Source organism: Lentisphaera marina (genome assembly GCF_028745505.1).
GTDB classification, from domain to species: domain Bacteria; phylum Verrucomicrobiota; class Lentisphaeria; order Lentisphaerales; family Lentisphaeraceae; genus Lentisphaera; species Lentisphaera marina.
The window spans coordinates 94,367-120,234 of sequence record NZ_JAQZZL010000002.1 but is presented as its reverse complement, the minus strand read 5'-3'; the positions used below and the strand labels follow the sequence as shown (position 1 = coordinate 120,234).

Below are 25,868 nucleotides of genomic sequence, written 5' to 3'. Positions count from 1 at the left end.
TTTTATGTTCCAATCCTAGCTAAAAAGTGCTACTGACGTAAGTATTTGTCTAAACCCACCATAAAGCGGCGCAACAACTGACTTTGTACCTGCATGTAATTGCGATGCTTTGGCGCACGAAAAAAGGCACTCAATTCTGACTTAGAAATGGGCATCCCCGCTAAGTCTAAAATGGCCAACATATCCACATCCTTTAACTCAAAGGCAATACGTAGCTTGCGAAGAATCATATTATTATCAAAATCCATTTTTTTCTTTGGCCCACCACCTTCCTGTGGCCCACGCTTCCACAATATGACTCCATCCAAAAAAGCCGCGCAATCCTTTGCTGAGCATTCTTCATAGCCTTCTTCATCTTCACGCTTTAAATACTTATCTAACTTATCCATAGATAAGGCCCCGCCTCCTTTCGTCACTAAATCAATAATGGCTTCATTATTAATATTTAGCGTAAAGCGCAATCGTCGTAAAATATCGTTATGGGTCATAGCAATTTCCTGATTAATTGCCCTCAGCCTAAAGCCTCTAAAGCTATCTTCCACATTGCAAATCAAAAAAAATGCTTAAAGAAACCTTATAACTTGCTTAAATTCATTGGCTCGCATGAAGACAAAACTTGTTTAAAAAAAACTAAAGCCGTATTTTAAAGCACTAAATATTTAGGGATAAAAAATTGATGAAAATGACATCCCTCAAAACACTAGCTCAGGAAAAAGGTGGTTAATTGATATTAATTTCACCACGAAATTGGAACCATTCGACAAAAACAAATTTAAACTTAATGATATTGAATTAATAAAGTGAGGAAACATATGCAGTTCTATAAATCTCTTTTACCTACAGTAGCGCTAAGCCTCTTAGCATCCTGCTCGAGCACGACTCCACCAAAAATGAAAATGACCACAAAAACTCCTGCTGGGATTATCACACCCGACCATATGGAAACTCAAATTGGAACTCTTGAATCAGTTGATGGTGTCCCCACAAAAGAAACTGTTCAGAAAATATATGATAACCTAGATTTCCACCGAGGCGTAGATGCCTTCCTTAGTGGCATCCAAGTTGCCTCAATGTCAGCCATGCGCCAAGGCCACCTAGATATTGGACCCGCCAATACAACCGTACAAATTTTTGAAGACCTTATGGATTCAAAAGCTTTTTGGCTCACTCCAAATACGACTTCGATTTACAACTCTATGTGGTTGGAATTAAAAGATGAACCCATGGTTATTGAAACGCCACCAGATGTCCTAGGGATCATCGACGATCACTGGTTTAAGTATGTAGCTGACTTCGGACGCCTCGGTCCTGATAAAGGCAAAGGAGGCAAATTCCTTGTCATTCCTCCAGGATATGACGGTAAGATACCCGACGGTTACCATATAGTTAAAACTAATACTTACGGAAACTGGGTGATTTGGCGTGGTTTCCAAGTCGATGGCTCCACCAAACCAGCCGTGGAAATGACCAAGAAAACATTCCGTGTTTATCCACTTTCACAAAAGAATAATCCACCAAAAATGAATTTTGTAAATATGTCGGGAAAATACACCAACACGACTCACCGTATGGACTTTGATATCTACCATGAAATCGATAAAGTTGTTCAAGCTGAACCCAGCCATGGACAAAATCCTGAGATTCTTGGCCAATTTGCCTCCATCGGTATCGTCAAAGGCAAAGCCTTCAATCCCGATGAGCGCATGACAAACTTATTAACTGAAGCTGCTAAAGTCGGCTCTGTAACGGCACGAACTTTAATCTCTCAACCTCGTGACAAAGGCTTCCTCCTATTCCCTGGTAAGAGCAAGTGCTGGACCAACCCCTTCGTCGGTGGTAGCCATGAGTTTTTAGTTGATGGTGCCCACCTTCTCGAAGCACGTGCTGCTTTCCACTTTTACGCCACTGGCATTACTCCTGCTATGGCTGCTGTGATCATCGGAAAAGGCTCAAAGTATGCTGTTGCCTACCTTGATTCAGATGGCAATGCTTTTGACGGAAACAAAACTTACAAAGTACACGTCCCACCAAACCCTCCCATGAAAGATTTTTGGGCCTTCACGCTCTATGATAATCAAACTCGCTCCATGCTACAAACGGATCAGCAATTCCCCGGTTTAGATAATAACAAAAAAGGTATTATCAAGAACTCGGATGGATCATACGATATCTATATCGGTCCCAAAGCTCCTAAAGGTAAGGAGAATAACTGGATTCAAACCGTCCCAGGCAAAGGCTGGAATATGCTTTTCCGCCTCTATGGTCCTCTTGAGCCTTGGTTTGAAAAGAAGTGGTACCCTGGTGAGCCCACTCTTGTAGAATAAAGCTTGCTTTTGCAGCCTCTCCTGTTTACATTACACGAAACAGGAGAGATTTATGAAAACGATCGTTCAATTACCCCATACTGAAAAAAGAAGTAAAAACTCAAGCCTTCTTATCATCACTTTAGTATTATTACTGCTTCTAAGTCTTTTACCTTTTTACTACTACCTTACGCGAGCCACTTACTAAATAAGAACCCTAAACGTAGCAAGTGTTTCAGCTCTTTGTAAATTAACGCAAGATAGCAACGTAGTAGTAAAAACAACTTAGGATCACTAATGAGCGAAGATAAGCCACAGCACATGACCCGCGCCACGCTCTTGGAACGTGTGCGCCTGCAGCACGACGAAAAGTCTTGGGAAGAATTTGTCTTTTATTACCGTCATTTTATTTACATTATTGCTAGGCGCCTCAACATTGCTCATCACGACGCAGAAGAAATTACTCAATCTGTACTCCTAAAATTATGGAATAAACTTCCCGAATTCGATTACGATAAGACCTCACGCTTTCGCTCTTGGCTCTATTTAGTCACCAAAAATACCGTCCGTGATTTTTGCCGAAAGCAAAGTCGCAGTAAAGAATTACAAGATAAAGCGGGCAACTCTGAACTCTGGGACTTAGGCAATCAAATCAGCGAACATCAAATCGAAGAAATTGCCGAAAAGGAATGGGAAAACTACATCTATAATATGGCGCTCGATAATATATCCCCCCATTTTTCTGAAAAGATCATCACCATCTTCAAACGCTTAGCATCGGGATCCTTACCCAAAGCATTAGGCGAAGAACTCGACATCCCCGCCAATACCATTGCGGTATACAAAAAACGGGTTATGACCAAGCTGAAAGACGAAGTTTCTCGTCTTAAGAGAGAGTTGAGCTAAAACTTGAATGCCTGGTCAAGGACTGGCACGTCCTTGCTAGGGGATCTCGAGGCGGACAGCGGCCCTCTCGTGTGCAAAGCACCCCCACTTAATCTCTAAACCATCTGCCGGATCAAAGGCTGGCAAGTCTTTGCGGGGTTTGGGGCAGAGCCCCATATTATTACAACTTTATCTTGCCTCCGGCAGCCGAGGTTCCCTCGGGGCCAGACTGAAAAATGTAGAAATCAGCTTAAATAGCATTCATCCTCATCTTACTTCTTACGCTTCTTGTCCTTACCGTGCTCGCCACCCTTTCTTCCACGGTAACCTGCGTTGTACTTACAGTTATTGGGATTCCAACCAAAGAGTTGGGGCGCATTATTGGCCTGCCATGCATCATGTTTTTTCTGCATATCCTGAGCTTTCTCAGGGTATTGAGTGACGAGGTTATTTGATTCATAAGGATCTTTCTCCACATTAAAGAGATATGTTTTGCCACCTTGTTTAACTAGCTTCCATTTTGCATCACGAATTGCCACATTAGCATTATTCGCCCAGTAAAGGTTGCGCTCTTCTAAGTCTGATTGATTCTTTAAGTAGGGAAGTAAATTGAGCCCATCTAATTTGTATTCTTGCTTAATTTCAATACCCGCAGCCGCAAAAATTGTATGCGCCAAATCAATAGAGTGAACCGGAGCCTCGAGTGCCTCTTCGTGCGCAGGGATTTTGGCTTTCCACTGAATCGCATAGGGCACGTGTAAACCGCCATCAAATACCGTGTTTTTTTCACCTCGATACGAACCATTGTAGGAATGATTCCCTTTTAACTTACCGCCATTATCGGAAGTAAAGATTATGATCGTATTCTCTTCGAGCCCTTCTTTGCGAAGCTTTTCTAAGACTAAGCCTATATTATCATCCATCGATTTGAGCATGGCTAAACATAGGCTACGAAGCTCAGGTTTGATATGCTTAAACTGATTCGTGTAAGACTCAGGAGCTTGAAGTGGACCATGCACTGCGTTGAATGATAGATAAAGAAAAAATGGCTCATCCTTGTGACGATCTATGAATTCAACTGCTTCACGACCAAAAGCTTCCGTCATGTACTCGCCACTATTATCTACGCGTTTATTACCGCGATGAACTGCACCCCATTCTTCGACTGTGTGATTCTCTCCCTTAAGCACCCAGTTATTTATCGCTCCATTATTAAAGCCATAAAACTCCTGAAAACCACGATTATAAGGCCAAAATTTATGCTGATCACCATCGTGCCACTTACCCACCATACCCGTTGCATAACCTTCTTCTACCAAGATCTCAGGGATTAATTTTTGAGTTAAGGGCAAGCCAGCTTCTACATCTTTATTTAATGTAAAGGGGCCAATATTGTCGTAGTACCCAAAACGTTGCTGATAACGTCCCGACAACAAGCCCGCACGTGATGGTCCGCAGACCGGTGCTGCTGAATAGCCATTTTGAAACCATGCCCCATTATGTGCAATTGAATCAATATGCGGTGTCGTAGTTTCTTTCAAAGTTCCGTGATAGCTCACATCACCATAGCCCAAATCATCCGCCAAAATCACAATTATATTGGGTTTAGCTGCCTGAATAGTTAATGACGCAAACACAAAACAGATGCACTGTAAAGCAAACTTTCTCATGAGATCTTATCCTTAGTAAAATTATCTTTCCATACACTACGTTATCAATAATCATTATATGACGATCAAATAAGTTTTTATATAAATTACTTAATATTCAGTTCATAGATTAAAGCTAGCGTAAATAAAATGAGCGATCTAATTACTTTTGATGAGTGTCATGCCATTCGTCGTAAAGTTTTTTGACTTGCTGAAGTTTTTCGGGCATTGATTTTGCTAAATCATTTTTTTCATAGGGATCTTCTGCAAGATTGAAAAGTTTTATATTCGCTTTTTTTACAAAGTCCTTATTGGCTCCCTCTTGGTCATTATAGGTGATTTTCCAATCGCCGTGACGTACAGCAAAATCCTCTAGTCCACTATGACGGTGCCAGAACAAACTCTCATGCGGACGTTCAGCTTTTTCACCATTCACATAAGGTATAAGGTTTTTCCCGCTGAACTGATCGCTACTGTATCCCAAACCCGCAGCACTTAAAAAAGTTGGCGCAAGATCGTAGGCAATAACTGGGTGACTATACTTCATGCCCGCTTCAATACCTTTAGGCCAGCTCATGCAGAAAGGAACGCGAATACCACCTTCATACGTATCGCCTTTATAGCCACGAAGATTATGACTTTGCGACATGCTGTATTTACCTTCATTTGGCTTTTTGTTGCCAATCTTGGGACTTCCATTATCCGTCGTAAAAACAATGATTGTATTTTCATCTAGACCCAAGTCCTTGAGCTTATTCTTAATTCTACCCACTCCATCGTCCATGGCCAAAACCATCGCTAAGAACAATCGACGATATTCCGGCACTGACTCGGGGATTCTCTCTAGGTATTCATCGGGAACCTGCCAGGGTGAGTGAACCGAATTATAAGCCACGTACATAAAGAAAGGCTGCTCTTTATTTTCGTCGATAAAATCTACAGCATAATCAGTTATCTTTATGGTCAGGTAATCACCTTCTTTGTAATCCACAATATCTTGATTGAAGTAGATAGGAGCATAGCCCTTTTTCTTTTTATTGAGCTTCTTGTCGGCTCGATAATAATCATGCGCTCCAAAATGGAAACCATAAAAAGTATCGAAACCACGGGCATTGGGGAACTGACCCTTTTGACTCCCCAAATGCCATTTACCAAAAGCTCCCGCTCTATATCCCGCAGGCTTGAGAAGTTCAGCTAAATTTTTCTGGCTTTTGGGGATTCCCTTATCGGCATCACCGTTAGTCACCACGCCAAAAAGTTGCTGATAACGTCCGGTCATAATCCCTGCACGAGAGGGGCCACAAACCGATGCAGCCGCATAGCCCTGCTCGAACCATACACCTTCCTTGGCGATTGAATCAATGGCGGGGGTCTGAGCATCTTTGACTCCGTGATAGCCCACGTCACCCCAGCCCATGTCATCGGCAAAAATAAGAATGATATTGGGCTTAGAGGCTGCTGCCAGACTGAAAACTAGAAAGAATATGATCAGTAAGTACTTCATTATTTTTTCTTCTTGTTATTTTTCTTTTTCTTTGGTGGTGCTTTTTGATCAGAAACTTGCTTAACAGGCAAATTCATTCCACGCAATTCATAATACTGATTCATCAATTTTCCTCGCTCCGCCAATTGACCTTCATTCATCTCGCTCACGGCGATAGCATTCTTCTCATCTGAATCTTTTTCCAAATCAAAAAAGTCGCCATTGTTATAAATTTTATATTTACCATTATGGATAGCATCACGAGCACCTAAGGGATCTCGCCCCGATTTCCAGTAATGACAGAAAACAAATTCACGAGAATTTTTCTCATCGTTCTTTAGACGAGAAGCAAAGGAAACTCCATCACTGGGGAATTCTTTTTCTACTCCAGCAAGCTCTGCGAAAGTCGCAAAGAAATCTGAGAAATCGATAAGGTCATCTAAGCGATGCTGATCATAAATTTTATTATACTTAGGCCACTCCATCACACAAGGAACCCCCGTACCATCACGAAGCATAAGGTTTTTACGCCCAGGGACGACACCATAAGTCGTATTTGTGATTGGCCCCTCCTGAATACCTTTTGAACTTTTTGGCGATTGCTCGCCAGCCTCAACAATGATTTCCTCATAATCTCCCCAACCTTTTAAGGAGACAATACGACGCATATCTTCATTTGTCTTAGTCACAGGTACAGGGTAACCAGAACCATTGTCACCAGTAAATATCAATAAAGTATTTTCCCGCTGGCCACTCTCTTCTAAAGCTTTTACCACATTGCCAACGAGGTGATCGATATACTCAATATTATCCTTGAAAAAATGCACTTCAGAGACCTTGGCACCACTCTTATCCCCATCTTTGGAATGTGGTGTAGGCCCCCAAGGAGAATGCGGTAGAATCATCGGGTAGTAAAGGAAAAAAGGCTTATCTTTTTCACGCTTAATAAAATTACAGGCATACTCATTCACCATGTCGGGGCCATAGAAATGACAACTTGGCTGATAGTATTTGCCATTGGCAATTACATTTGCTGTTCTCCAATAACGCTCCCTACCTTGTATCAAAGGTTTATCTTGAGGATTTTTGGGTTTCACCCCATTAGTTAAGCAATATTCATCCCAACCAAAATTTTTAAGTTGATCATGATCTCCGCCAAGCTGCCACTTACCTGTGATACAGGTGGCATAACCCGCTTTTTGTAAAGCATTGCCAAAGGTCACTTCACTTGTTGGTAGTAAGCCAAACTGGCGATAATTACGGAAGCCATATTTGCCGGTCATAATTTTCACTCTCGAAGGGGTACAAATAGGCAGTGAATAGCAATGATCAAAAGTTAAACCTTCAGAGCCAATCTTATCGAGCACGGGAGTTTTGTAATCCAGTCCACCATGAGCCCCAAGTGTTTCTTTCCCCATATCATCCGCCATGATCAGCACTATATTGGGTCGCTCTTCTGCACCTAGACAAATACTAAGTGCCAAAAATATTACAAAGTAAAAATTTCTCATAAAATCGTCCTATTATTCGTTAAACCAAAGGTAATTTCCTGCTGACCCCTTGTCTCCAGGAATAACGTAAGTGTTCGCTATATGCCCATCAGAAAACTGTAAGACCCATCGCGTATCACCCAATTCAGTATGATTATAAAATTGCTCTTTCGTAGCGCGATTGGCATTTGGAATTGTCCAAATACCGCCCAACTCACCATGTAAAACTAGTTTAGATGGATTGATGATATCAGTGATTTTCAAAGAGGGTGAGTCCCCATCGGAACTATCCACCATCGCGGCATCTTTATTACGGTAATAAGATGAGCCCCATTTGGCATATTCTTCCGTCCCTTCAGAAGGACATTTTGCTACAGGCATTTCACCAGTTTCACTCACTTTCTGCAAATACTGATTCAATGGGCGCATGGCTACCGTGATAGAAGTATTTTGTGTTCCCGCTTTGCCAAACCAATTACTGCCGCGTCGAGTATTTCCACTCGCAGATGCATGATATATTTTATCAGAAGGATGGTACTGCTCATTGTCATCAAAATACATAAATAGAGCCGTCCCATGATTTTTCTGATTATTTATACATTGAGCTCGGCGTGCACTCTCGCGAGCTTTACCTAATGTCGGCAAAAGCAATGATGCTAAAACCCCAATAATCGCCACCACCACTAGAATTTCTATAAGCGTGAACTTTTTCATTTTGTGTCCTCAGTTTTTCTTTATATTCAGTCATACGAGAGCTGAATAAAGAGGATGACAGGATTTATTGAATTATTTCTAATTTGATATTTTGGGGAACATTAGGCAAGTTTGCCTTCATGCCTTTGCTTATTAAAACCTTTTCCAGAGACGGAATTTTAAACAGCGTATTCCAGTCACTAAAATTAGTTCGCGATAAATTGATTTCTATGAGGGGACTTTTGCCTAGTTCATGTATTTTAAGTTCACGATTACGACTTAAATTCAGATGCGTCACAGGCAAGAAGCTCAATATATCAATATTGCGCAAGCCCTTATTATCGGACAGGTCCACATGAAACTCATCCCCTTTCACTTCGCAATTAAATTTAAATTCTTTACCACCATTTTTCATTCTCAAGAGAAGTCCTGCCAAAAGAACCTGATCTTCTAGTTCAAAAGATTCGATATTGGCAGTAATCGCACTGACAACATCATACTTCGAGCTTTCCCTTTTCGCCAATTCTTTATAATCTGTAAGTGTTAATTCATTACCTAATTTGAGATCTCGATTTTGAAAAAAAGTTTCTAAGTCACGCACCCCTTGGTGTTCAGGCTCTGAAGAAGATTTTGCTAACGATCGCCTAGATTCCGCTAAATCACTCCGAATAAAATCTATCCTTGCCTTAGTATCCCAAGCATGATCAAATTTGGGGTCTGCTTCTACCGCTAAGGCAATCATTTCTTCCGCCGTTTCAAAATCGTTTCTTTTAAGTGCTCCAGAGGCCAAGCCCACCAAACGTGGAGCGGCTTCCTTACCAAAAATTTCTTTTTGCTTCTGCTCTTTTTGATAAAGAGAGAGGGCTTCCACCGCGACTTGTTTTTCTTGACTCAAACGAAGGGTAAAAAGGAGGGCTACTACAATAAAAACACCCGTAAAAACACTCGCCACTTTATGGCGCAAAACAAATAATTTGAGCGCACCTAATAAACCCACTTCTTCCGCACTAGTAGCAAATCCTCCCAACCATTTAAAGAGATCATCTCTAAATTCTTGTACTGTCGAATAACGCTCATCTTGTTCCAGACCCAAAGCTTTTAAACTTACCGCCTCTAAGCTAGATGGAACCATGGATTTGAATTGACTAGGAGCCTTACGTTTACCATCAAGGGTGATTTGTAAACTTTCTCTCACCGTTTCAGCTTTATTAGGGACTTCAAAACAAAGCATTTCATAGAGGATGGCACCGAGAGCATAGACATCTGTCCTTTGATCTTTCTCCCCTCTCTTGGGCTCAATCTGCTCAGGAGCCATATAACCCGGCGTCCCTTTAACGACGCCACTCAAGGTTTCTGTGTTAAAGTTTTCTGGAAGTAAATCTTCTTCAAGGTCATAATCCGCATCGCCGAGAGTTTTTGCTAAACCCCAATCACAAATTAAAACTTCACCAAAGTCGCCAATGCGAATATTATCGGGTTTGAGATCCAAGTGAATAACCCCACGGGAATGAGCGAAGGCCATGGCATCACAAATTTTAATCATTATATCAACTATGCGTGGCAACAATGATTTATAGTCGCTCTCTTTTGCGAAGTCCGCAATGAGCTCAGTAAGGTTCCTCCCACCAAGTTTTTTCATGGTAAAATAAGGCTCGCCCGATTCACCATAACCCATATCATAAAGAGGCACAATATTGGGATGTTCAAGCCTTGCCGTTAATCGCGCTTCCTTGAAAAAATGCTCCATGAGATCGGGATCCTCACTCCCTTTAAGACTTGCCATGGCGACATGACGACCAGTGATTTTATCGACTGAATCAACGATATTTTTCATACCCCCCTCACCAATTGGATCGCCATTCTCATAACGTTTTGCGATTTCCGCAATTTCGTCACAGAGGGGGTAGACGTCGGCTATGGTTTCATCCATTTCCAAAACTCCAGACGCCAAATCTGGAATCATCTCATCAAATATAGTTTTAGAATCTTCAGTCATACTTGCCTTAAATAAAAATGGGTAAACTCGCGCTTACCCATTCTAATTAGTTTCTTTTTACTTTGCCAGTTTTTCACTGTAAATACTAGTCTTGAATCCAACTCTCAGATTGATAACTATTTTTTCTTTTGCTTTGGGCTTTTAGCTTTTTTCTTTTTATCATCCTTCGCTTTACCACTGCGGGAATACACAGCATTGCGCTTGCGAGTATTTGATTCCGCGTCCACTTTTGCTAAATGATCTTGAATAAGCGACTCATTATCCCTTTCCTTAAATAATTTTAACAAAGGATCTCCGGTATGCTCCATCGATTTTGCGAGTGTAGCACGCAATTCCTTTATTTTTTCTGCATACTCTGGGTTTTTACTCAAGTCTTTTAAAGCATGGGGATCCACATGATAATTATAGAGTTCCTCGGACTGACGATGATTATACATATTTAGCCTTTTCTGCCAATGAATATCTCCCTCTGCGGCTAAGCGTGCCATCTCTTTGTAAGCGAGTGTTCCTTTTGTTGCTGAGGCAAATTTGCGCTCACCATCCGACCAAAGGTTGTAGATGTAACCATATTCCTTAGTGATAATTGATCGAGTCGGCTGGCGATTTCCACCCACATTCTCCTCATACATAGTCACCACATAATCGCGCGCCCCCTGCTTTTCACCCTTGAGAATTGAGGCGAAAGAACGCCCATCTAAGCCCTTTTCTTGCTCTATCCCCAAGATCTCTAACACCGAAGGAAAAATATCTACAGATCCAATCATGTGATCATTATCCACTGAACCCGCTTTTGTTCGACCCGGCCAACGCACAGTTAAAGGTGTATGCGAGCCATTATAATAATTCGTCGTTTTACCAAAGGGCTCGGGGATACCATGATCGGAGAGGAAAACGATGATTGTCTCATCATAGACGCCACTATCTTTAAGCGCCTGAATAACATTGCCGATAGAGTCATCCGCACGACGGACCGTAGAATAATAGGCCGCCATTTCGAGGCGAACTTTATCGGTTTGTGGCAAAAAAGCTGGAATCACAATTTCTTCAGGTTTGAAAATACGACTCGGGGCATTGCTTTGATCCTCTTTATTTAAGCCTGGAGTCAATTGCTTTTTGATCAGCCGATAGAGTCCCGTTGTTTCTGTAAATTGGTGTTGACCAATTTTAGTTAAACAGACAGATAAACTCTTTTTGTAGCTATCCAGGTTTCATCTAATTCCATAAGAATAGCGGACGCTAATCTAAGCAGTGAAGCTTCATTTGGGAAAATAGACACGGTTCTAGTTCGCCTTAGAATTTCTCGATTCTGTCTTTCAATCATATTGGTGGTTCTCAGTTTTGTCCAACAAGAACGATCTAAATCAAATACAGAAAAGCCTTCAGGAAGTGCGGATTCCATCCATTCAGATAATTGAGAAGCACTGTTTTCATACTTTAAGCAAGTAAGCTTTAAAAGTCTTTCGGCGTCCTGTTTTGAAGGGGTATTAAAGATATCTCGAATGTCTTGTGCAACTTCTGAACGCATCGCTTTCTTAGGCACATAAGCCCCCGCATTCTGCTGTAAATGAAATTGACACCTCTGCCATGGGATTGACCCAAAGACAGTTGTTAAAGCGGCTTTCAGTCCCGAATGACTGTCGCTCGTGATCATCTTAAGACCATGAAGTCCTCGAGCATTCAATGATAGGAAAAAGTTTCTCCAATGAACCTCAGCTTCACTTAAAGAGACACTTGTACCTAAAACTGAGCGTTTTCCTGATTCATCTATCCCATAAGCAATTAACAAAGCACAATCTCGAACAGTCTTATCTACTCTAACTTTTTCGTATCTCGCATCCACCAAAAGGTAATGATATTTCCCTAAAGGACGGTTACGCCACTTTTCTAAGCTTTCATCTAGCTCAGATACAACTCGTGACACCTGTGATTTACTCACGGAAAGACCACACATTTTCTCTAGAAGTTTCGTGACTTTTCTTGTCGAAGTTCCCTGAATATAACTCTCGGCCATAGCTGTCATCAAAGCTCGCTCACTTCGTAAGCCTTTTTCTAAAGAACTTGGATAAAAATCGATTTCACCTCTGACTTGAGGAATGTTGAGCTTCATTGCTCCAAGTCGAGTGTTTACGGTTTTGTTTTTATAGCCATTAGCATAACCTAAGCGATTTTCATTGCGTTCATATGGAGCAGCATCAAGAGAATTACTTCTCTCTACTTTCATCGCTTCATTTAGTAATACTCTCATAGCTTCAAGCATTCCGCTTTCGCCGTTTTCTGTGACTTGGTGGATCATTTCTAATAAGACACTACTGTTCTCGTGTGTAGAGTGGTGCATAATAATTCCTTGTGGGTTGTTTTGGTGCAACACCACTCTGCATCTTCTTTACCCCGAGTTACAAACAACTTCCTCAATTTCGCTCCGACGAGAAAGTTCCCATTCTCGCGAAGTCTCGGAAGCTATTCATAACTCTTAAAGTAGAGCTATAGCAGAATTTACAGAAAATTTGGGACACTACCGATCAGCCCATAATAAGGAGTGTGCGGATCGTGGATATCCATTGAATAGAAAAAGGGCTTTCCCGCTTTCTTCGCTGCTTCCACACCTTTCTTTGTATAATCATAGAAGGTCTTAGGCTGACGAATATTAAGTTTTTTGGCTTTCAATTCATCATCGAAAATGATGTCAAAAGCTCGTTTGTAAGGCACGTAAGGGTAAGAGTGATGTGCCTTGCCGCGAATCATAGTGAAATAACCATTATCCTGAAGAACTTCGGGCAAAGTCCTAAAAGTAACCTCATCCTCCGGCAGCTGATAGAAACCCTCTAGGCCACTATTGTAGAGATATTTACCACTACTGATAATATTACGTGACGGAATGCAACTAGTCGCATGCACATGAGCATAATTAAAGCGCATCGCATCCGCGGCAAAGGCATCAAATTGTGGTGAAGTCCCTTCTACTGGACAAGCAAACGCTCCCAGTGAATCCGCATTCATATCGTCCACAGTCAATAGAACGACATTCATTTTCTTCTGAGCGGCTAGGCTCAAAGTCACAACCAAAAAACTAATTATCCACTTCATCTTATTTCCTTATACTTACCTGGTCAGACATTGTCTGGGACCCTGTATTTCTTATTATAATTCAAAGCCTCTTTACTAAAGCCTTGTCAATTTCTAAGTAATACGCAAGCTTAATGTAAGGAATGACAAAAAGTCCTTAAATTTGATTCTTGATCATTTTTATCTTTTGCGATTAGATATGGAATGAGGATTTTCGTTCTTATCATTTTAACCTTCAATCGTTTTTCAAAGTCAAGTCTTGTAACTTTTGCGTCAATTCAGGACTTTCCTTGTAAATATTTTTAATCGATAAAGCGCTATTACTATTTTTATAATGATCGTATAATTCTATCCCCATCAGTTCTTCAGCTTTAGGAACGTGTTTATAATCCCCGCGCCACCAATGATGATAGCGATACCCCTCACGATGAAAAATACTTACACCCGAAACTTTATCTTTGCTTTCTCCACCAGTTCGAGGGAGAACTGTTCGTACATAGTCGCGGTGCGCAACATTGGGATCTTTTAAACTTCTCATAAAACTACGGCCATCGATATTTTTTGGTGTAGGCAGGGAACACAAGTCTGTGAGCGTGGGAAATATATCTACCAAGCCAACGACAGCCTTACTAGTCACCCGTGAGCTTTGTCCTGGGTAGTGAATCAAAAGTGGCACTACTGAGTCTTTCTCATGGAGAGTATTTTTGGCCCAGCGATCATATTCTCCCAGTTTATAGCCATGATCAGAGGTGAAAACAATAATAGTATTGTCGTAAAGATTTGCCGCTTTTAACCCTGTAATGACTTCACCCACCAGAAAGTCAATATAAGTAACGCAGGCTGAATACGCATGAACGATCTCCAACTTCTTTTCCATAGGTAAATTATAGGCATCGAACTGGGCTGTATCCGGATGAACTTTTAATAAACTATTTACTCCTGACAAAGAATACTCTTCCAATATATCATTGGGTTTCGGCACCTCAGTTAATTTTATCTCTTCTGCTTCATACTGATCCCAAAACTGCTCAGGACATGAAAAGGGTGAGTGAGGTTTTTTGAATCCAAGTGCCATAAAAAAAGGTTTTGTCGACCCCTTATTCTCATAAGACTTGAGCCAATTGATAGCATTTTTCACGAGGACGCCATCTTTGTGCTTGAAGGGATCTTCTTCAGATATCTCAGCTATCAAAGTTTGTGTTTTTTTGACATTTACCTGTTTTATTTTTACCTTTTCTCCGTCATGCCCTGAATTAGCTAAAATCTCATCGAAATCAATATCCACTTCTTGTACATTGTTATGATAGAGCTTTCCTCCACCTACACTTAGGTAATTATGCGATTTGAAGTAAGCAGGCATCGTCATGAGTGACATTGCCTGAGCCTTTGCGTGAACTTTTGAGTTCTTCCCAGCCTGATTAAAAGTTATCCCCGTTTTATCGGGGTATTTACTCAGCATCATTGATGCCCGAGAGGGTCCGCAAAGCGGGTATTGACAATAAGCCCTATCAAATAAAGTGGATGTCTCTGCCAATTTATTAAGTTCGGGGGTCTTTATTTCATTGTGCCCATAAAGGCTCACCTGCTTCATTAAATCATCGGCAATGATGAATAATACATTAGGTTTCGAAGACACATTAAGCAGAACCACGAAATATATTAAAAATATTAATTTAAGCTTCATAAATCTTAACTCCTAATCGTTACTATCGCGAGTCCACATGCCCTTGGGAGAATCGACATCACCAGTGCCGGCAGTCGAATACAAAGAAAGATTTTGAACATGTCCATCAACAAATCCATAGACGAATTTATTCGCCCCGTGGAGGCCGTATTTTCCTCCTGCATATTGTTGAGAGGGCTTGCGAATCCTCGTTCCTGAAGTAATACGCCCAAGGCGATTAGATGACATAGGATATTCTGTTGTTAAAATAACTCCAGATGCCTGCTCGATATCTGTAAAACCGACTTGCTTTTCCATGAGTTCTTCCTCATCATCTACCCGAAAAGAAACTCCATCAAAATAACTTGGACCACAATTTCTCGAGTATGTTTTTCGCAAATAACTATTATTAACTAAATCATCTTCGGGACATAAAAAATATCTATTAGAACCCTCTGGTACAGCCCCTATTGCAAGACCATTATCATTTTTTAAGGAATGAGCTAGTTCTCTACCAAGGTAATCACCTAAAACATCATCAAATGTGTAATTATTATCATTTCTAGCCGCATAAAGAATGTAGCCTTCATTATCATCAGACCAGAGTTGATCCCCAAGGTACACTTGCTTCAAATTATTAACGCAGCTAGCTGTTCTTGCTTGAGACCTTGCCTTCTTTAGAGTTGGTAAAATTATCGAAACTAGAATTCCAATAATAGCCACCACTACCAGTAGTTCTATCAAAGAAAATGTTTTTTTAGCTCTCATAATGCTCTCTTTTTTACCAACTCATTACTTCACCGTAAATGTAATATGACAATAATTAGAGAATTTTTTTATTTTTTTTTCGATTTTTTTTTATTATAACTGGCCGCTAGGTTTTTTACACACAAATTGGCTATTTGCGAAGCCATGATTTAGTCTCTAGGAGATAGGTAAATTTGCATTGCTTAAAACAAACTGACTAATTTGATTCCCTCCATTTCGGAATTGTTGCTTCCCATTCCTTATAGAGCTTCACCATCTCTTGAAGTTTTTCAGGATTGCTTTGCGCTAGATTGCGCTCCTCTTTAGAATCATTCGCTAAGTTATAGAGTTCTGGTTCCAAGAAAAGTTCATCTGCTCGCTCTGCGTAAGTCACACCACGTCCCTTCACGTGTTTAATCCCTAATTTATTTAGGAGTGCCTTTTGTTTTTTCTTATCTGATTGCCACACCAGCTTCCAATCTCCGACTCGCGCCGAACGCCAAGACCCATTGCGCCAAAAGTGTGCCTCTCGTTGATTTTTTGCGGGATTCGCAATAACGGAAAGTATATCTTGCCCATCATAAACCCGATCATTTGGTAGTTCTACTTTTGCGAGAGCCGCAAAAGTTGGCAATAAATCGAGGGTAGATACCACACCATCGTATTTCGCATCAGCTTCAATCCCCTTTGGCCAGCGCATAGCAAATGGCACACGAATCCCGCCTTCATAAAAGGTGGCTTTATTACCCTTAAAAGTTCGATTATAATCTTTTTTACCGCCATTATCATTACTAAAAACAACGAGCGTGTTGTCAGAGATCCTGGCCTCATCAAGAGCATCTAAAATCATCTGTACCGAAGCATCGAGAGCGGCTATGACGCCATCGTGGGCCGTTCCATCTTTAGGAATGTATTTGTTGGGTACTGTATCTGGTGCGTGCACATTATACGGAGCAAAATACATAAAGAAAGGACCGTCTTTATTCGCCTTAATCCAATGAGCAGCTTCATTCGCAAAGTGATCGGTCAAATACCCCTCAACTCTTACCGGTTCACCATTGCGGACCACATCGAGAATGGGTTTTTCATCGGCGGAGACAGGGGTGAGTTCTTTACCTTTTTTTGCTGCTTGAACCTGACTCTTAAACTGATAAAAGCCACAGGAACCACGATAGCCAAACCAATGATCAAAACCACGCGCATTGGGCTGAAATTCTTCACTCGAACCCAAGTGCCATTTACCTATGGCACAGGTCTTATACCCACCCTTTTTCATCAAAGCCGGAATCATTATCTCCGAAGTTTTCACCCCATAGCCAACTTTCTTACGAGATTCCGTTCCACCCGGCAGGGTTTCTAAATCAAAACGCGCCTGATATCTACCTGTCAATAAACCCGCACGGCTCGGCGCACAAGTCGCATGACTCGCATAGCCATTAGGAAAATGAACTCCCTCACTGAAAATTGAATCAATTGCTGGGGTCTTAGCCTTGGTCATCACTGAGCCAGTCACGCCTAGTGCACCATAATGCATATCATCGGCAAAAATCAGGATAATATTGGGCCTATCTACGGCCCCCGCAAAAAATGAAATAAATACTAATGAGATTAACTGCTTCATAAAGTTCCTTCGCTTGTTTCTCAGTAATACGCAAGCTAAAAACACTCTATGACATCAGGTATACATTAAAGAAACTATTTATGAACTTTCAAGCCTTTAAAAACTGGGTCAATCAGTTCGGAGTCCCATTGATCTAAGGCCTTTTTGAGGTACTGAACGGTTTCGGGATGTTTTTGAGCGATATCATGCTTTTCTGAAATATCATTTTCTAAATTATAGAGCTCCATTTCTTTACCACGTCCAGGAATCACTAACTTAAAATCTCCTTGCCTAATCACGTAAGCTCCTTGATCGAACTTTCTCAAATAAATACTTTTATGGGGAGCCTTCGCGTTAGTCTTATTCAAATAGGGCAAGAGATTGACTCCATCCAATTTATTTTTAGTTGGCGATTGACTCAAGGCATTAATTGTTGCAAAAATATCCAAAGAACTCACTGCCTCTGGGTATTTCACTCCACTGGGAAGTGACCCGGGCAATGAAACGAGAAAGGGCACTCGAAAACCACCTTCATAGGGCGAACTTTTCGCTCCTCTTAGATCGCCATTATAAGAAAAGTTTTTGTTTTCAGGGCCACCATTATCAGACAGAAAAAAGATAAGAGTTTTTTCTTTCAGATTGAGCTCTTCGATCTTATGCATCAATCGACCCACACCATCATCCATTGCACTAACCATAGCGGCATAAGTTCTACGTTTTATATTTTTGATCTGTTTAAATCGATCGATATATTCTTGTGGAGCCTGCAAGGGACCATGTGGTGCATTGTAGGAAAGGAACAAGAAAAATGGCTCTGATTTATTTTTTTCTACAAACTGTATCGCTTCATCAGAAAATTCGTGAGTTAGATATTTTTCGGTCTTTTCTTGCTGATAATTGCGATTGATTAAAGTGACATAGCTCTCGGGTTCACTCTTTGCTTCAAGATCAGTTTTATTTCCGATGTCACTCGGAAAATATTTATGCCCACCCCCCAAATGTCCATAAAATTCATCAAAGCCTCGTCTCAAAGGGTGAAATTGTTCATGCGCACCGAGATGCCATTTGCCTATGACGCCACATTTATAACCCACTTGAGAAAGTGACTCCGCAATTGTCATTTCATCTAAAGGCACACCTGCTAGTGGATCATTGACGTCATACTTTGGATTGCGTTCAAAGCCAAATCTTTGCTGATAGCGCCCCACCATAAAACCCGCCCTACTAGGACCACAAACTGAATAAGTTGTATAGGCATTAGTACACACTACACCACTTGCTGCCAAAGCATCTAAATGTGGCGTTGCAATATGCTTACTGCCATTGAACCCCACGTCGGCATAGCCTAGGTCATCCGCCATAATAACAATTAGGTTCGGTTTTTGCACTTCTGCAGCCAAGGTGCAGGAAAGTAAAAGAAGTAATAAATATTTCATGTAAGTCATCCTTATATAAATTTACCTCCTCATTACTTCATCGAGAACTTAATCTGACAAGATTAGCAATTTTTTTATAACTAAATCTCCGCCAGCAATCAACTATTGCACAATTGTAGCCATTATACATAAAAAGATTTCAAAGGATAATGACATGAAACCATTCAAACAACTTTTCACCATACTCACTGCATCTATCATCATGACCATAGTCAGTTCATGTAGCAGTGTAAATGCACCCAAAAATAGTCCCGTTGCTAAAAATGGCTGGATTCAGGTTCGGGGCAACAAGCTCATGAATGAGCATGGCGAACAAATCCAACTCCGCGGCGTGGCGACTCACGGCCTGCAGTGGTACGGCGATTTCTATAAAGATGGTAATGCGATTAAACAGGCCGCTGTGACATGGGGGGTTGATGTCGTTCGCCTTTCCGTTTATGTCTATGAAGGCGGTTACCTAGACAATAAAGAATTAAACCCTGCTGATTTCGACGTGATGATCGAATCGATCATTGATAGCTGTATCGAAAATGGCGTCTACGTCATTTTAGACTGGCACATCCATCATCCGGGCGATCCCAACTTCTATCTAAAAGATGCCAAAAAATTCTTTGCTTACTACACTCAAAAATACGGTGAGTACCCCAACCTAATCTGGGAAATTGCCAATGAGCCCAACGAGTTTGGTAAGACTTATAAAGACCCCAAGAAAAGAATCACCTGGCCAGAAGTTAAAGCCTATGCAGATGAAATTATTCCGCTTGTCAGAAAAGAGGCTCCCAAGTCACTTGTTCTTATGGGAACACCCGACTGGTCTTCTTTCGGTATTGCCAAAGGTAAAGATGTGAACATCGTTATCAATGATCCCATTAAAGATCACAACACGGCTTATGTTTTTCACTTCTACGCGGGTGGTCATAAATTCCCCGAAAAATTGGATTACATTGCCTCAAAAGTCCCCGTTTTCATTACGGAATGGGCCGCTTGTTCCTGGGATTTAGGCAGTCCAAACGACATGGAGTCTACAGAGAAATGGCTTGAGGTCATCAATAAACACAAGATCTCATGGACTTACTGGAACTATGCTCCAGGAACTTCATCCTATAGTATGTTCTCTAGTCGTGAGACGACTGACGAGGCCCTCGACCCTAAAGGCGATAACATCACTGAAACAGGAAAACTAGTCTATAAATTACTGCACGATAAAGAATAAAATTCTTAATGAGTAAGATGGGTGCGAAGTACCCAATTCGCCGGGTTAAGGGCCGGCAGGTCCTTACGGGGAGCTCGAGGGGCAGAGCTCCCTCGTGTGCGAAGCACACATAGAAACAAGTGAGGGCGTCATCTACCTAATCGTGATAAGTACTTAACTGACAAAACTCATTGCGTTCCTTAAAAACAGAAAAACACCAAGTTTACGAAGCTAATGTGTATAAAAAAAACATCTAGCTCCGTATCTAAGATTAAATCATCAACACAAGGTACGCTAATGAAAAAACTACCCCTACTTTTTTTTATACTGACGACAGGCTTTTTATCTTCACAATCACTCAATGCGCAAGTACGTGTTGCCGCTTATAATGTATTATATGGACTTTCGGGGAGCCCTGAGCAAATCGGTGCCATGTTCAAGCCTTATAATTTGGACATGATTGGCTTTAATGAAGTCCCGGATGGGGACTGGACTGCCCGTGTGGGTAAAGTTTTAGGCATGAAATATGTTTATGTGGGAAAAATCTCATCCGCCAATCATAAGGATAAATATAAATCCATTCTCAGTCGCACTCCATTAAAGAATCAAAATGAAGTTCCTCTACAAGGTGAGCGTTCATGGAACCCTGCTTCTGCCGTTTACGCCGACACTGAAATACGTGGCGTCAAATTAAGGCTATATTCACTGCATGTCTGTCAGGCACAAAACTTAAAAAGTCATATCGATATGCTTCGTGAAAAATACCTAAGTAAAGAAAAAAAGAAAAACATTATTGTCTTGGGTGATTTTAACGACAAGCTCGAGAGTCCAGCACTCACACGCTTGCAGCAAGCTGGTTTCCAAGCTTGCTGGACAGACTTAAACATGAATCTTGAGAAAGCATTTACTTGGAACCCCAATAATCCTAAATCCGGTTTAAAGGAAGGTGTGATTGATCATATTTTTTATAAATCAGACAGTGCCAAAGCCACCAAAGCAGAAATTATTGAATTAAATCCTCCCCTATCTGACCACAAGCCCGTGTGGGCAGAAATTAATTTCAAAGTTAGTAAAAAGTAATTCCTTAGAACAACTGAATAATAGCCAATAGGCGGATTTATAAAGCTTCGGGAATATCCACAGATCCCCCAGATTGGCACAGAGCTAAATTAGCATTGTTAAAATCTGAGTAAATCGTGATCATCTGTGGATGAATATGTTTAATTAAGTCCGAAGTGGAAACCATCTTTTCCATCAGGGCCTTTGACGGCTTTGCTGAAAGATCTTTGCTCACCGAAGCTGAGGACTTCGCCCGCTTTAGTTTTGATTCGAATCTGGCCCTTGCTATCAGCTGTAAGATCGCCTTGCACTGAACTCTTGAGACTTGGCACTCCATGGACAATCAACTCTCCTTCACGGGATGCTTCAATTTTCACTGCCGTCAGTTTTCCATCTCTACGACTGGCGCTTAAGGTGTAGCCCCCCTCTGCTTTTAAATTCTGGAAAGTCACATCTGCCCATTTACTGGGAACGCCCGTGAAGAACTTGAGCTCATCCACTTTCCAGTCCTGAGAACTACACTGGAAAAGCATTTCGTGTATGGATGCTGCTGCGGAAATAGGCGTTTCGATAACTGGGCCAGATTCAATGTACATGGTATTGGCCGAGCCATAGGTATCCAAAAGAATTTGCATTTGCTCATAGGCCTTATCTCCCTGTCCGAGCATGGAGTACATAGATGCTGCACCGGTACGACTATAGCCTTTGTAGGACCAATTATTGATAATGGGTAGGTTTATCCAGTAATCGACTGCTTTTTGCGCCAACTTGTACTTATCAGGATCATTGAGATTCATTTGCTTGATGGGGTAGAGCCCTACTAAATGGGAGTAATGACGATGAGCTTTTTCGAGCTTCACGCCTTGGCCAATCATTATCCCACTCTCATCTTCCAATAAAACTGGCGCTAGTTTTTCAAGAGCACTTTTGTACTTGCTAATTTGCGGATCCTGCAAATTTTGATTTTCTTCAATAAAAATAATCGTACGCAGAGCCCAGCGTAGGAACTCGAGGTTATAGGTTGTGTCTTCAACTTTTGGGAAAATGCGATTCATTTCGTATTCGGGAGAAATATCCTTAGGTGTATGCAAAACACCATTTTCATCTTCACGACAATTGTGCAGAACAAAATTAGCACCGCGTTTGAGCATGGGATAAAACTTCTCTACCATGCGTTTGTCATCGGGATAAACGCGTAGAAAATGCCAATAATTGTGCAGTGTCCAAAGAAAATTACCGTATTCCCAACTAAATCCACCTGGTGTATATGGGCTAATAGCACGCGCATGTGTTGCCGAGTCCGCTTTATGGTTTTTTGCCGCTTCTATGAATAAATGGGGATTATTATCAATAAAGGCAAAAAGCGTATCGCCAATTTCTTTTTGATTAGCCACTGCCATAGGAAGGTAGGTTAATTGAACATTGAGATTCGCCCAAATTTTTGGCCAATTTGTCGCTCTAAACCAAGGCCCCATAAGATCAATGGGAAGCTTGCCCTGATGGGTTGCTGCCGCGACTTTGTAGAGCTGCCATTTATAGTAAGCTTCAAGCTTTTTGTCGGGTAGAGAAATATTGGATCTCTGGAAATATGCATTCCACCACTTTGCGTTAATCGCAAAATAATGTGCATAAGGTTTCTGTAGTGATTTCTGCAATTTTTTTACATTTTCTTCGGCCCATTTTTGCTGTTCCGCAGCTTTCAAATTTTCTCTCGTATAATCCGTACGCCATGCCAATAGATATTGCTGTTCTGCTACTTTCTTGAACTCCCAAGTCAGTGAATAGGCCTTGCCTTGCTTCAAAGGAACCAAGCGGGATTGAATAGCATTTATTGCTCTATTGATTTCAGCTTTTGGCTTCAGTTTATTGATAGTCTGTTTTATCGCATCGGCATACTTGGGGTTACTGTAATCAAGAATTGTATGAGTTGGCTTACCCGTCACTGCCTTGATCTCGTTCCTCAATTTAGCCGTGGTAATTGCTGGAATGGAAAAAAGATTTATTTTAATATCTTCATCACCAAGGACAGTGAATTTTACAAGATTTAAATTTTTGCCCGACACTGTCAGAGCAGAAAACTTCACAGAGCCTTTAGCCGTTTTTACTAGCCCATGAGCTTCCCCCTTAGTCATGGATAAACTCATATTAAAAGCTGTGCGTTTCCCCTTGGTTTGCAGGACAAACTTACCTATCGGCAAACGTCCCTGATCATCATAAATTCGCGTATCACCCACGTCAAAATGGAGGCTCTCCTCGGGTCGCGCCCAGATCATTGTCCCCTGCTCACCATTGCCGAGAATCGCCCCCTCAATATAGGAGCTAGGAACTTTGCTCCACTTCATGTCGAAGTTGGAATTATCCGCTAAAAGATTTAGGGAAAGGAAAGACAAAAATGCCAAAATATATTTCATAGTGATTACTCAATTAGTTATTCTTTAATTAACTAATTGCCTCCCAAACACCAGAGTTGATCGGCTTTAATGTTTTTTTGTGAACTATTGTTTTACTCGAATCCAAAAATAATGAGGTAAACTATTTTTCCCCGCGAGTATTGCATATTTTTGCATGTAAGAAACATGGCCATCAGCCCACAGATTATTAATTCCACCTCGATGACGATCGCCCACATCCGCATCAGATCCGAATAAGCCAATGGGTAGCGTAAATTTGTCAGTGTAAGTGTCCGTATCAGTTCCATCCGCTATAACTTGAGTTTCAGATGGGACATCCAATTCAGTAATATTCCCTATCGTATTAAAGTAACCACCTAGCTGACGAATATTGTAGCCATGTCCTGTTTTTTGATTATTTTTGAACTCATATAGAGGACAATAAAAAGCATCAGACAAAGTCGTTTGGTTCATCGTTTTACCTGTAGTATTTTGTATGTATTGAGCCAAAGGCCAACGCCACCCGTGAAAGCTACTGCCACCACTAGAAGCACCATCACTCTCAATAAAATAACCGTCATTATCATCTACATACATCTGCATGGCAAAGCCCTGTTGCTTCAAATTAGAAACACAAACGGCCTCACGACTACGTTCCCGAGTTTTTCCCAAAACCGGCAAAAGTAGCGAAGCCAAAATACCAATGATAGCTAGCACTACTAGTAGTTCGATTAATGTGAATTTATTTATCATTTTTTTACCTAAGTAAATTAATTTATATGTAGTTAGAACCGACCATAAAGGAAACTTGACTCAATTATGAACTATTTTTCCACTAACCAATAATAAGTGACATCTCCATTTCCTCCAGATAATAATGAAACCTGAGATTCACTAGATATATGGCCATCAACCCACTGAATATTACTTTTATATTCATGCCTTCCTAATGAGACATTATCAATTCCCCATGGATTATAAGGGGGAAGTAACATATTGTCGACATATGTATAATCAGTTGTGGAATCTCCTAACATTAAGGTATCACTTGCATTCGTAATTTCTGTCAACTTAGCGGGACGAACTATACCACCAAAAGGAGCTCCTCCTAATTCAATAGAACTATACGCGATTCCTTGTCGGCTATTGTTCTGATTTAAATATTCTGGGCACGCAAAAACCTGAGTGTATTGATGATTCCACCATGTAGAACTACTCGTATCATTCACATATTGAGCCAGTTGCCATTTCCAAGTATGCCAGCCACTTTGCATTCCATTATAGTGAATGAAATAACCGTCCGCATCACCTTGGTACATAAACATTGCCGTACCCAATTGCTTGGTATTGCTTTTACAGACTGTACTTTGACTCCTTTTCCTAGCTTTACCTAAAGCTGGTAATAAAAAAGAGGCTAAGATTCCGATGATAGCCACTACAACCAAGAGCTCTATTAATGTGAATTTTCTTTTCATTATGCCACCTACGTTTATTAACTTATAGCTAGTTAGAACCGATACAAAAGTAGACTTGACTGCTATTTTAAAATTAATTGCTTTAAAAACAGCTTTGTTATTTTTACTCCTAAGTGTTAACATAAGCTAAACAAATCTCTTAAGTAATAAGCATGGATAAATACAACACCAGACAAACACTCATAGCCAAAATTCGTGAGCAACACAATGATCAATCTTGGGAAGAGTTCACGGATTTATATAAGGCATATATTTATAGTGTCTTGATTCGCATGGGTGTACAAGAGTCTGACCGAGATGATCTCGTGCAAAAATCGCTCATCGAAATTTGGAAAAGTTTACCCCGTTTTGAATATGTCCCTGGTCAAGGAAAATTTCGCAACTGGATCTACACCGTCACAAAAAATCAATGTCTCGGTCACTTCAGAACTCATAAACGTTATCAAAATAAAATCCAAAAAGCCAGTGAGCAAGGAGCTCTAGAAACTGACTCGAACCAGGGTTCGGAGGACATCGAAGATGTTGAGTGGAAAAAGCACATTTTTACTCTGGCATGGGAACGCATTGAGCCCGAACTCTCGGACTCGTACAAACAAGTTTTTATGCTCTTTAGCCAAGGTAAAAATGTTACAGAAATTAGTAGCGAACTCGATCTTCAGAAAAATAGTGTCCACGTTTATCGTCAGCGTGTCCTTAAGCGTTTAAACCGTGAAATACGCTTCCTAGATGATGAACTCGCATAAA

22 protein-coding genes are annotated in these 25,868 nt (G+C 41.0%); 6 read left to right on the top strand and 16 right to left on the bottom strand.

What is annotated here, in order from left to right; translation table 11 throughout:
• Positions 1-29 precede the first annotated feature (29 nt).
• Positions 30-488: a YehS family protein gene (locus PQO01_RS11485; RefSeq protein WP_274314169.1), complete on the bottom strand. Its 459-nt coding sequence runs from the start codon at positions 486-488 to the stop codon at positions 30-32.
• A 324-nt stretch (positions 489-812) separates the two neighbouring features.
• On the opposite strand from PQO01_RS11485, the gene PQO01_RS11480 reads away from it, so the two are divergent.
• The 3 genes from PQO01_RS11480 to PQO01_RS11470 all read left to right on the top strand — a co-directional run bounded on the left by PQO01_RS11480 (position 813) and on the right by PQO01_RS11470 (position 3,209).
• Entirely contained in the window at positions 813-2,324 is a 1,512-nt protein-coding gene (locus PQO01_RS11480) for a DUF1254 domain-containing protein (protein ID WP_274314168.1), read from the top strand.
• 52 nt (positions 2,325-2,376) lie between these two features.
• On the top strand, positions 2,377-2,511 hold the full coding sequence (locus PQO01_RS11475; protein ID WP_274314167.1) for a hypothetical protein: 135 nt from the start codon (positions 2,377-2,379) through the stop codon (positions 2,509-2,511).
• 89 nt (positions 2,512-2,600) lie between these two features.
• The gene (locus PQO01_RS11470; RefSeq protein ID WP_274314166.1) at positions 2,601-3,209 is read left to right on the top strand and encodes an RNA polymerase sigma factor; all 609 of its coding nucleotides are present in this window, start codon (positions 2,601-2,603) and stop codon (positions 3,207-3,209) included.
• A 251-nt stretch (positions 3,210-3,460) separates the two neighbouring features.
• On the opposite strand, the gene PQO01_RS11465 is transcribed toward PQO01_RS11470, so the two are convergent.
• The 12 genes from PQO01_RS11465 to PQO01_RS11410 all read right to left on the bottom strand — a co-directional run bounded on the left by PQO01_RS11465 (position 3,461) and on the right by PQO01_RS11410 (position 19,008).
• Complete coding sequence (locus PQO01_RS11465) at positions 3,461-4,858, bottom strand: sulfatase family protein (RefSeq protein ID WP_274314165.1); 1,398 nt, start codon at positions 4,856-4,858, stop codon at positions 3,461-3,463.
• Positions 4,859-5,000: 142 nt separating this feature from the next.
• A complete protein-coding gene (locus PQO01_RS11460; RefSeq protein WP_274314164.1) occupies positions 5,001-6,341 on the bottom strand; it encodes a sulfatase family protein in 1,341 nt (446 codons plus the stop codon).
• A complete protein-coding gene (locus tag PQO01_RS11455; RefSeq protein ID WP_274314163.1) occupies positions 6,341-7,831 on the bottom strand; it encodes a sulfatase-like hydrolase/transferase in 1,491 nt (496 codons plus the stop codon). Before PQO01_RS11455 ends, PQO01_RS11460 begins: the two co-directional genes overlap by 1 nt.
• A gap of 12 nt (positions 7,832-7,843) precedes the next feature.
• Positions 7,844-8,524 carry a DUF1559 family PulG-like putative transporter gene (locus tag PQO01_RS11450; RefSeq protein WP_274314162.1) on the bottom strand — a complete coding sequence of 227 codons (681 nt, stop codon included), beginning with the start codon at positions 8,522-8,524 and terminating at the stop codon, positions 7,844-7,846.
• A gap of 64 nt (positions 8,525-8,588) precedes the next feature.
• Positions 8,589-10,499: a serine/threonine protein kinase gene (locus tag PQO01_RS11445; RefSeq protein WP_274314161.1), complete on the bottom strand. Its 1,911-nt coding sequence runs from the start codon at positions 10,497-10,499 to the stop codon at positions 8,589-8,591.
• 116 nt (positions 10,500-10,615) lie between these two features.
• Entirely contained in the window at positions 10,616-11,605 is a 990-nt protein-coding gene (locus tag PQO01_RS11440) for a sulfatase-like hydrolase/transferase (RefSeq protein WP_274314160.1), read from the bottom strand.
• Positions 11,606-11,667: 62 nt separating this feature from the next.
• Positions 11,668-12,834: an IS256 family transposase gene (locus PQO01_RS11435; RefSeq protein ID WP_274312071.1), complete on the bottom strand. Its 1,167-nt coding sequence runs from the start codon at positions 12,832-12,834 to the stop codon at positions 11,668-11,670.
• A 158-nt stretch (positions 12,835-12,992) separates the two neighbouring features.
• Positions 12,993-13,583: a sulfatase-like hydrolase/transferase gene (locus PQO01_RS11430; RefSeq protein ID WP_274314159.1), complete on the bottom strand. Its 591-nt coding sequence runs from the start codon at positions 13,581-13,583 to the stop codon at positions 12,993-12,995.
• A gap of 214 nt (positions 13,584-13,797) precedes the next feature.
• Positions 13,798-15,246 (bottom strand): sulfatase, encoded by a 1,449-nt coding sequence (locus PQO01_RS11425; protein WP_274314158.1) that lies wholly within the window; start codon positions 15,244-15,246, stop codon positions 13,798-13,800.
• Between the two features lie 12 nt (positions 15,247-15,258).
• Positions 15,259-15,993, bottom strand: coding sequence for a type II secretion system protein (locus tag PQO01_RS11420; RefSeq protein ID WP_274314157.1), 735 nt, complete (start codon positions 15,991-15,993; stop codon positions 15,259-15,261).
• 196 nt (positions 15,994-16,189) lie between these two features.
• Positions 16,190-17,593: a sulfatase-like hydrolase/transferase gene (locus PQO01_RS11415; RefSeq protein ID WP_274314156.1), complete on the bottom strand. Its 1,404-nt coding sequence runs from the start codon at positions 17,591-17,593 to the stop codon at positions 16,190-16,192.
• A 74-nt stretch (positions 17,594-17,667) separates the two neighbouring features.
• The gene (locus PQO01_RS11410) at positions 17,668-19,008 is read right to left on the bottom strand and encodes a sulfatase-like hydrolase/transferase (protein WP_274314155.1); all 1,341 of its coding nucleotides are present in this window, start codon (positions 19,006-19,008) and stop codon (positions 17,668-17,670) included.
• Positions 19,009-19,162: 154 nt separating this feature from the next.
• Here PQO01_RS11410 and PQO01_RS11405 point away from each other — a divergent pair, with 154 nt between their 5' ends.
• Together PQO01_RS11405 and PQO01_RS11400 are read left to right on the top strand one after the other, a co-directional pair.
• A complete protein-coding gene (locus PQO01_RS11405) occupies positions 19,163-20,221 on the top strand; it encodes a glycoside hydrolase family 5 protein (protein ID WP_274314154.1) in 1,059 nt (352 codons plus the stop codon).
• Positions 20,222-20,497: 276 nt separating this feature from the next.
• On the top strand, positions 20,498-21,280 hold the full coding sequence (locus PQO01_RS11400; protein WP_274314153.1) for an endonuclease/exonuclease/phosphatase family protein: 783 nt from the start codon (positions 20,498-20,500) through the stop codon (positions 21,278-21,280).
• Between the two features lie 140 nt (positions 21,281-21,420).
• On the opposite strand, the gene PQO01_RS11395 is transcribed toward PQO01_RS11400, so the two are convergent.
• The 3 genes from PQO01_RS11395 to PQO01_RS11385 all read right to left on the bottom strand — a co-directional run bounded on the left by PQO01_RS11395 (position 21,421) and on the right by PQO01_RS11385 (position 25,124).
• Positions 21,421-23,670 (bottom strand): glycosyl hydrolase family 95 catalytic domain-containing protein, encoded by a 2,250-nt coding sequence (locus PQO01_RS11395; RefSeq protein WP_274314152.1) that lies wholly within the window; start codon positions 23,668-23,670, stop codon positions 21,421-21,423.
• 84 nt (positions 23,671-23,754) lie between these two features.
• Positions 23,755-24,402, bottom strand: coding sequence for a type II secretion system protein (locus PQO01_RS11390; protein ID WP_274314151.1), 648 nt, complete (start codon positions 24,400-24,402; stop codon positions 23,755-23,757).
• 71 nt (positions 24,403-24,473) lie between these two features.
• A complete protein-coding gene (locus tag PQO01_RS11385) occupies positions 24,474-25,124 on the bottom strand; it encodes a type II secretion system protein (RefSeq protein WP_274314150.1) in 651 nt (216 codons plus the stop codon).
• Positions 25,125-25,276: 152 nt separating this feature from the next.
• Here PQO01_RS11385 and PQO01_RS11380 point away from each other — a divergent pair, with 152 nt between their 5' ends.
• On the top strand, positions 25,277-25,867 hold the full coding sequence (locus tag PQO01_RS11380; protein WP_274314149.1) for an RNA polymerase sigma factor: 591 nt from the start codon (positions 25,277-25,279) through the stop codon (positions 25,865-25,867).
• Position 25,868 lies beyond the last annotated feature (1 nt).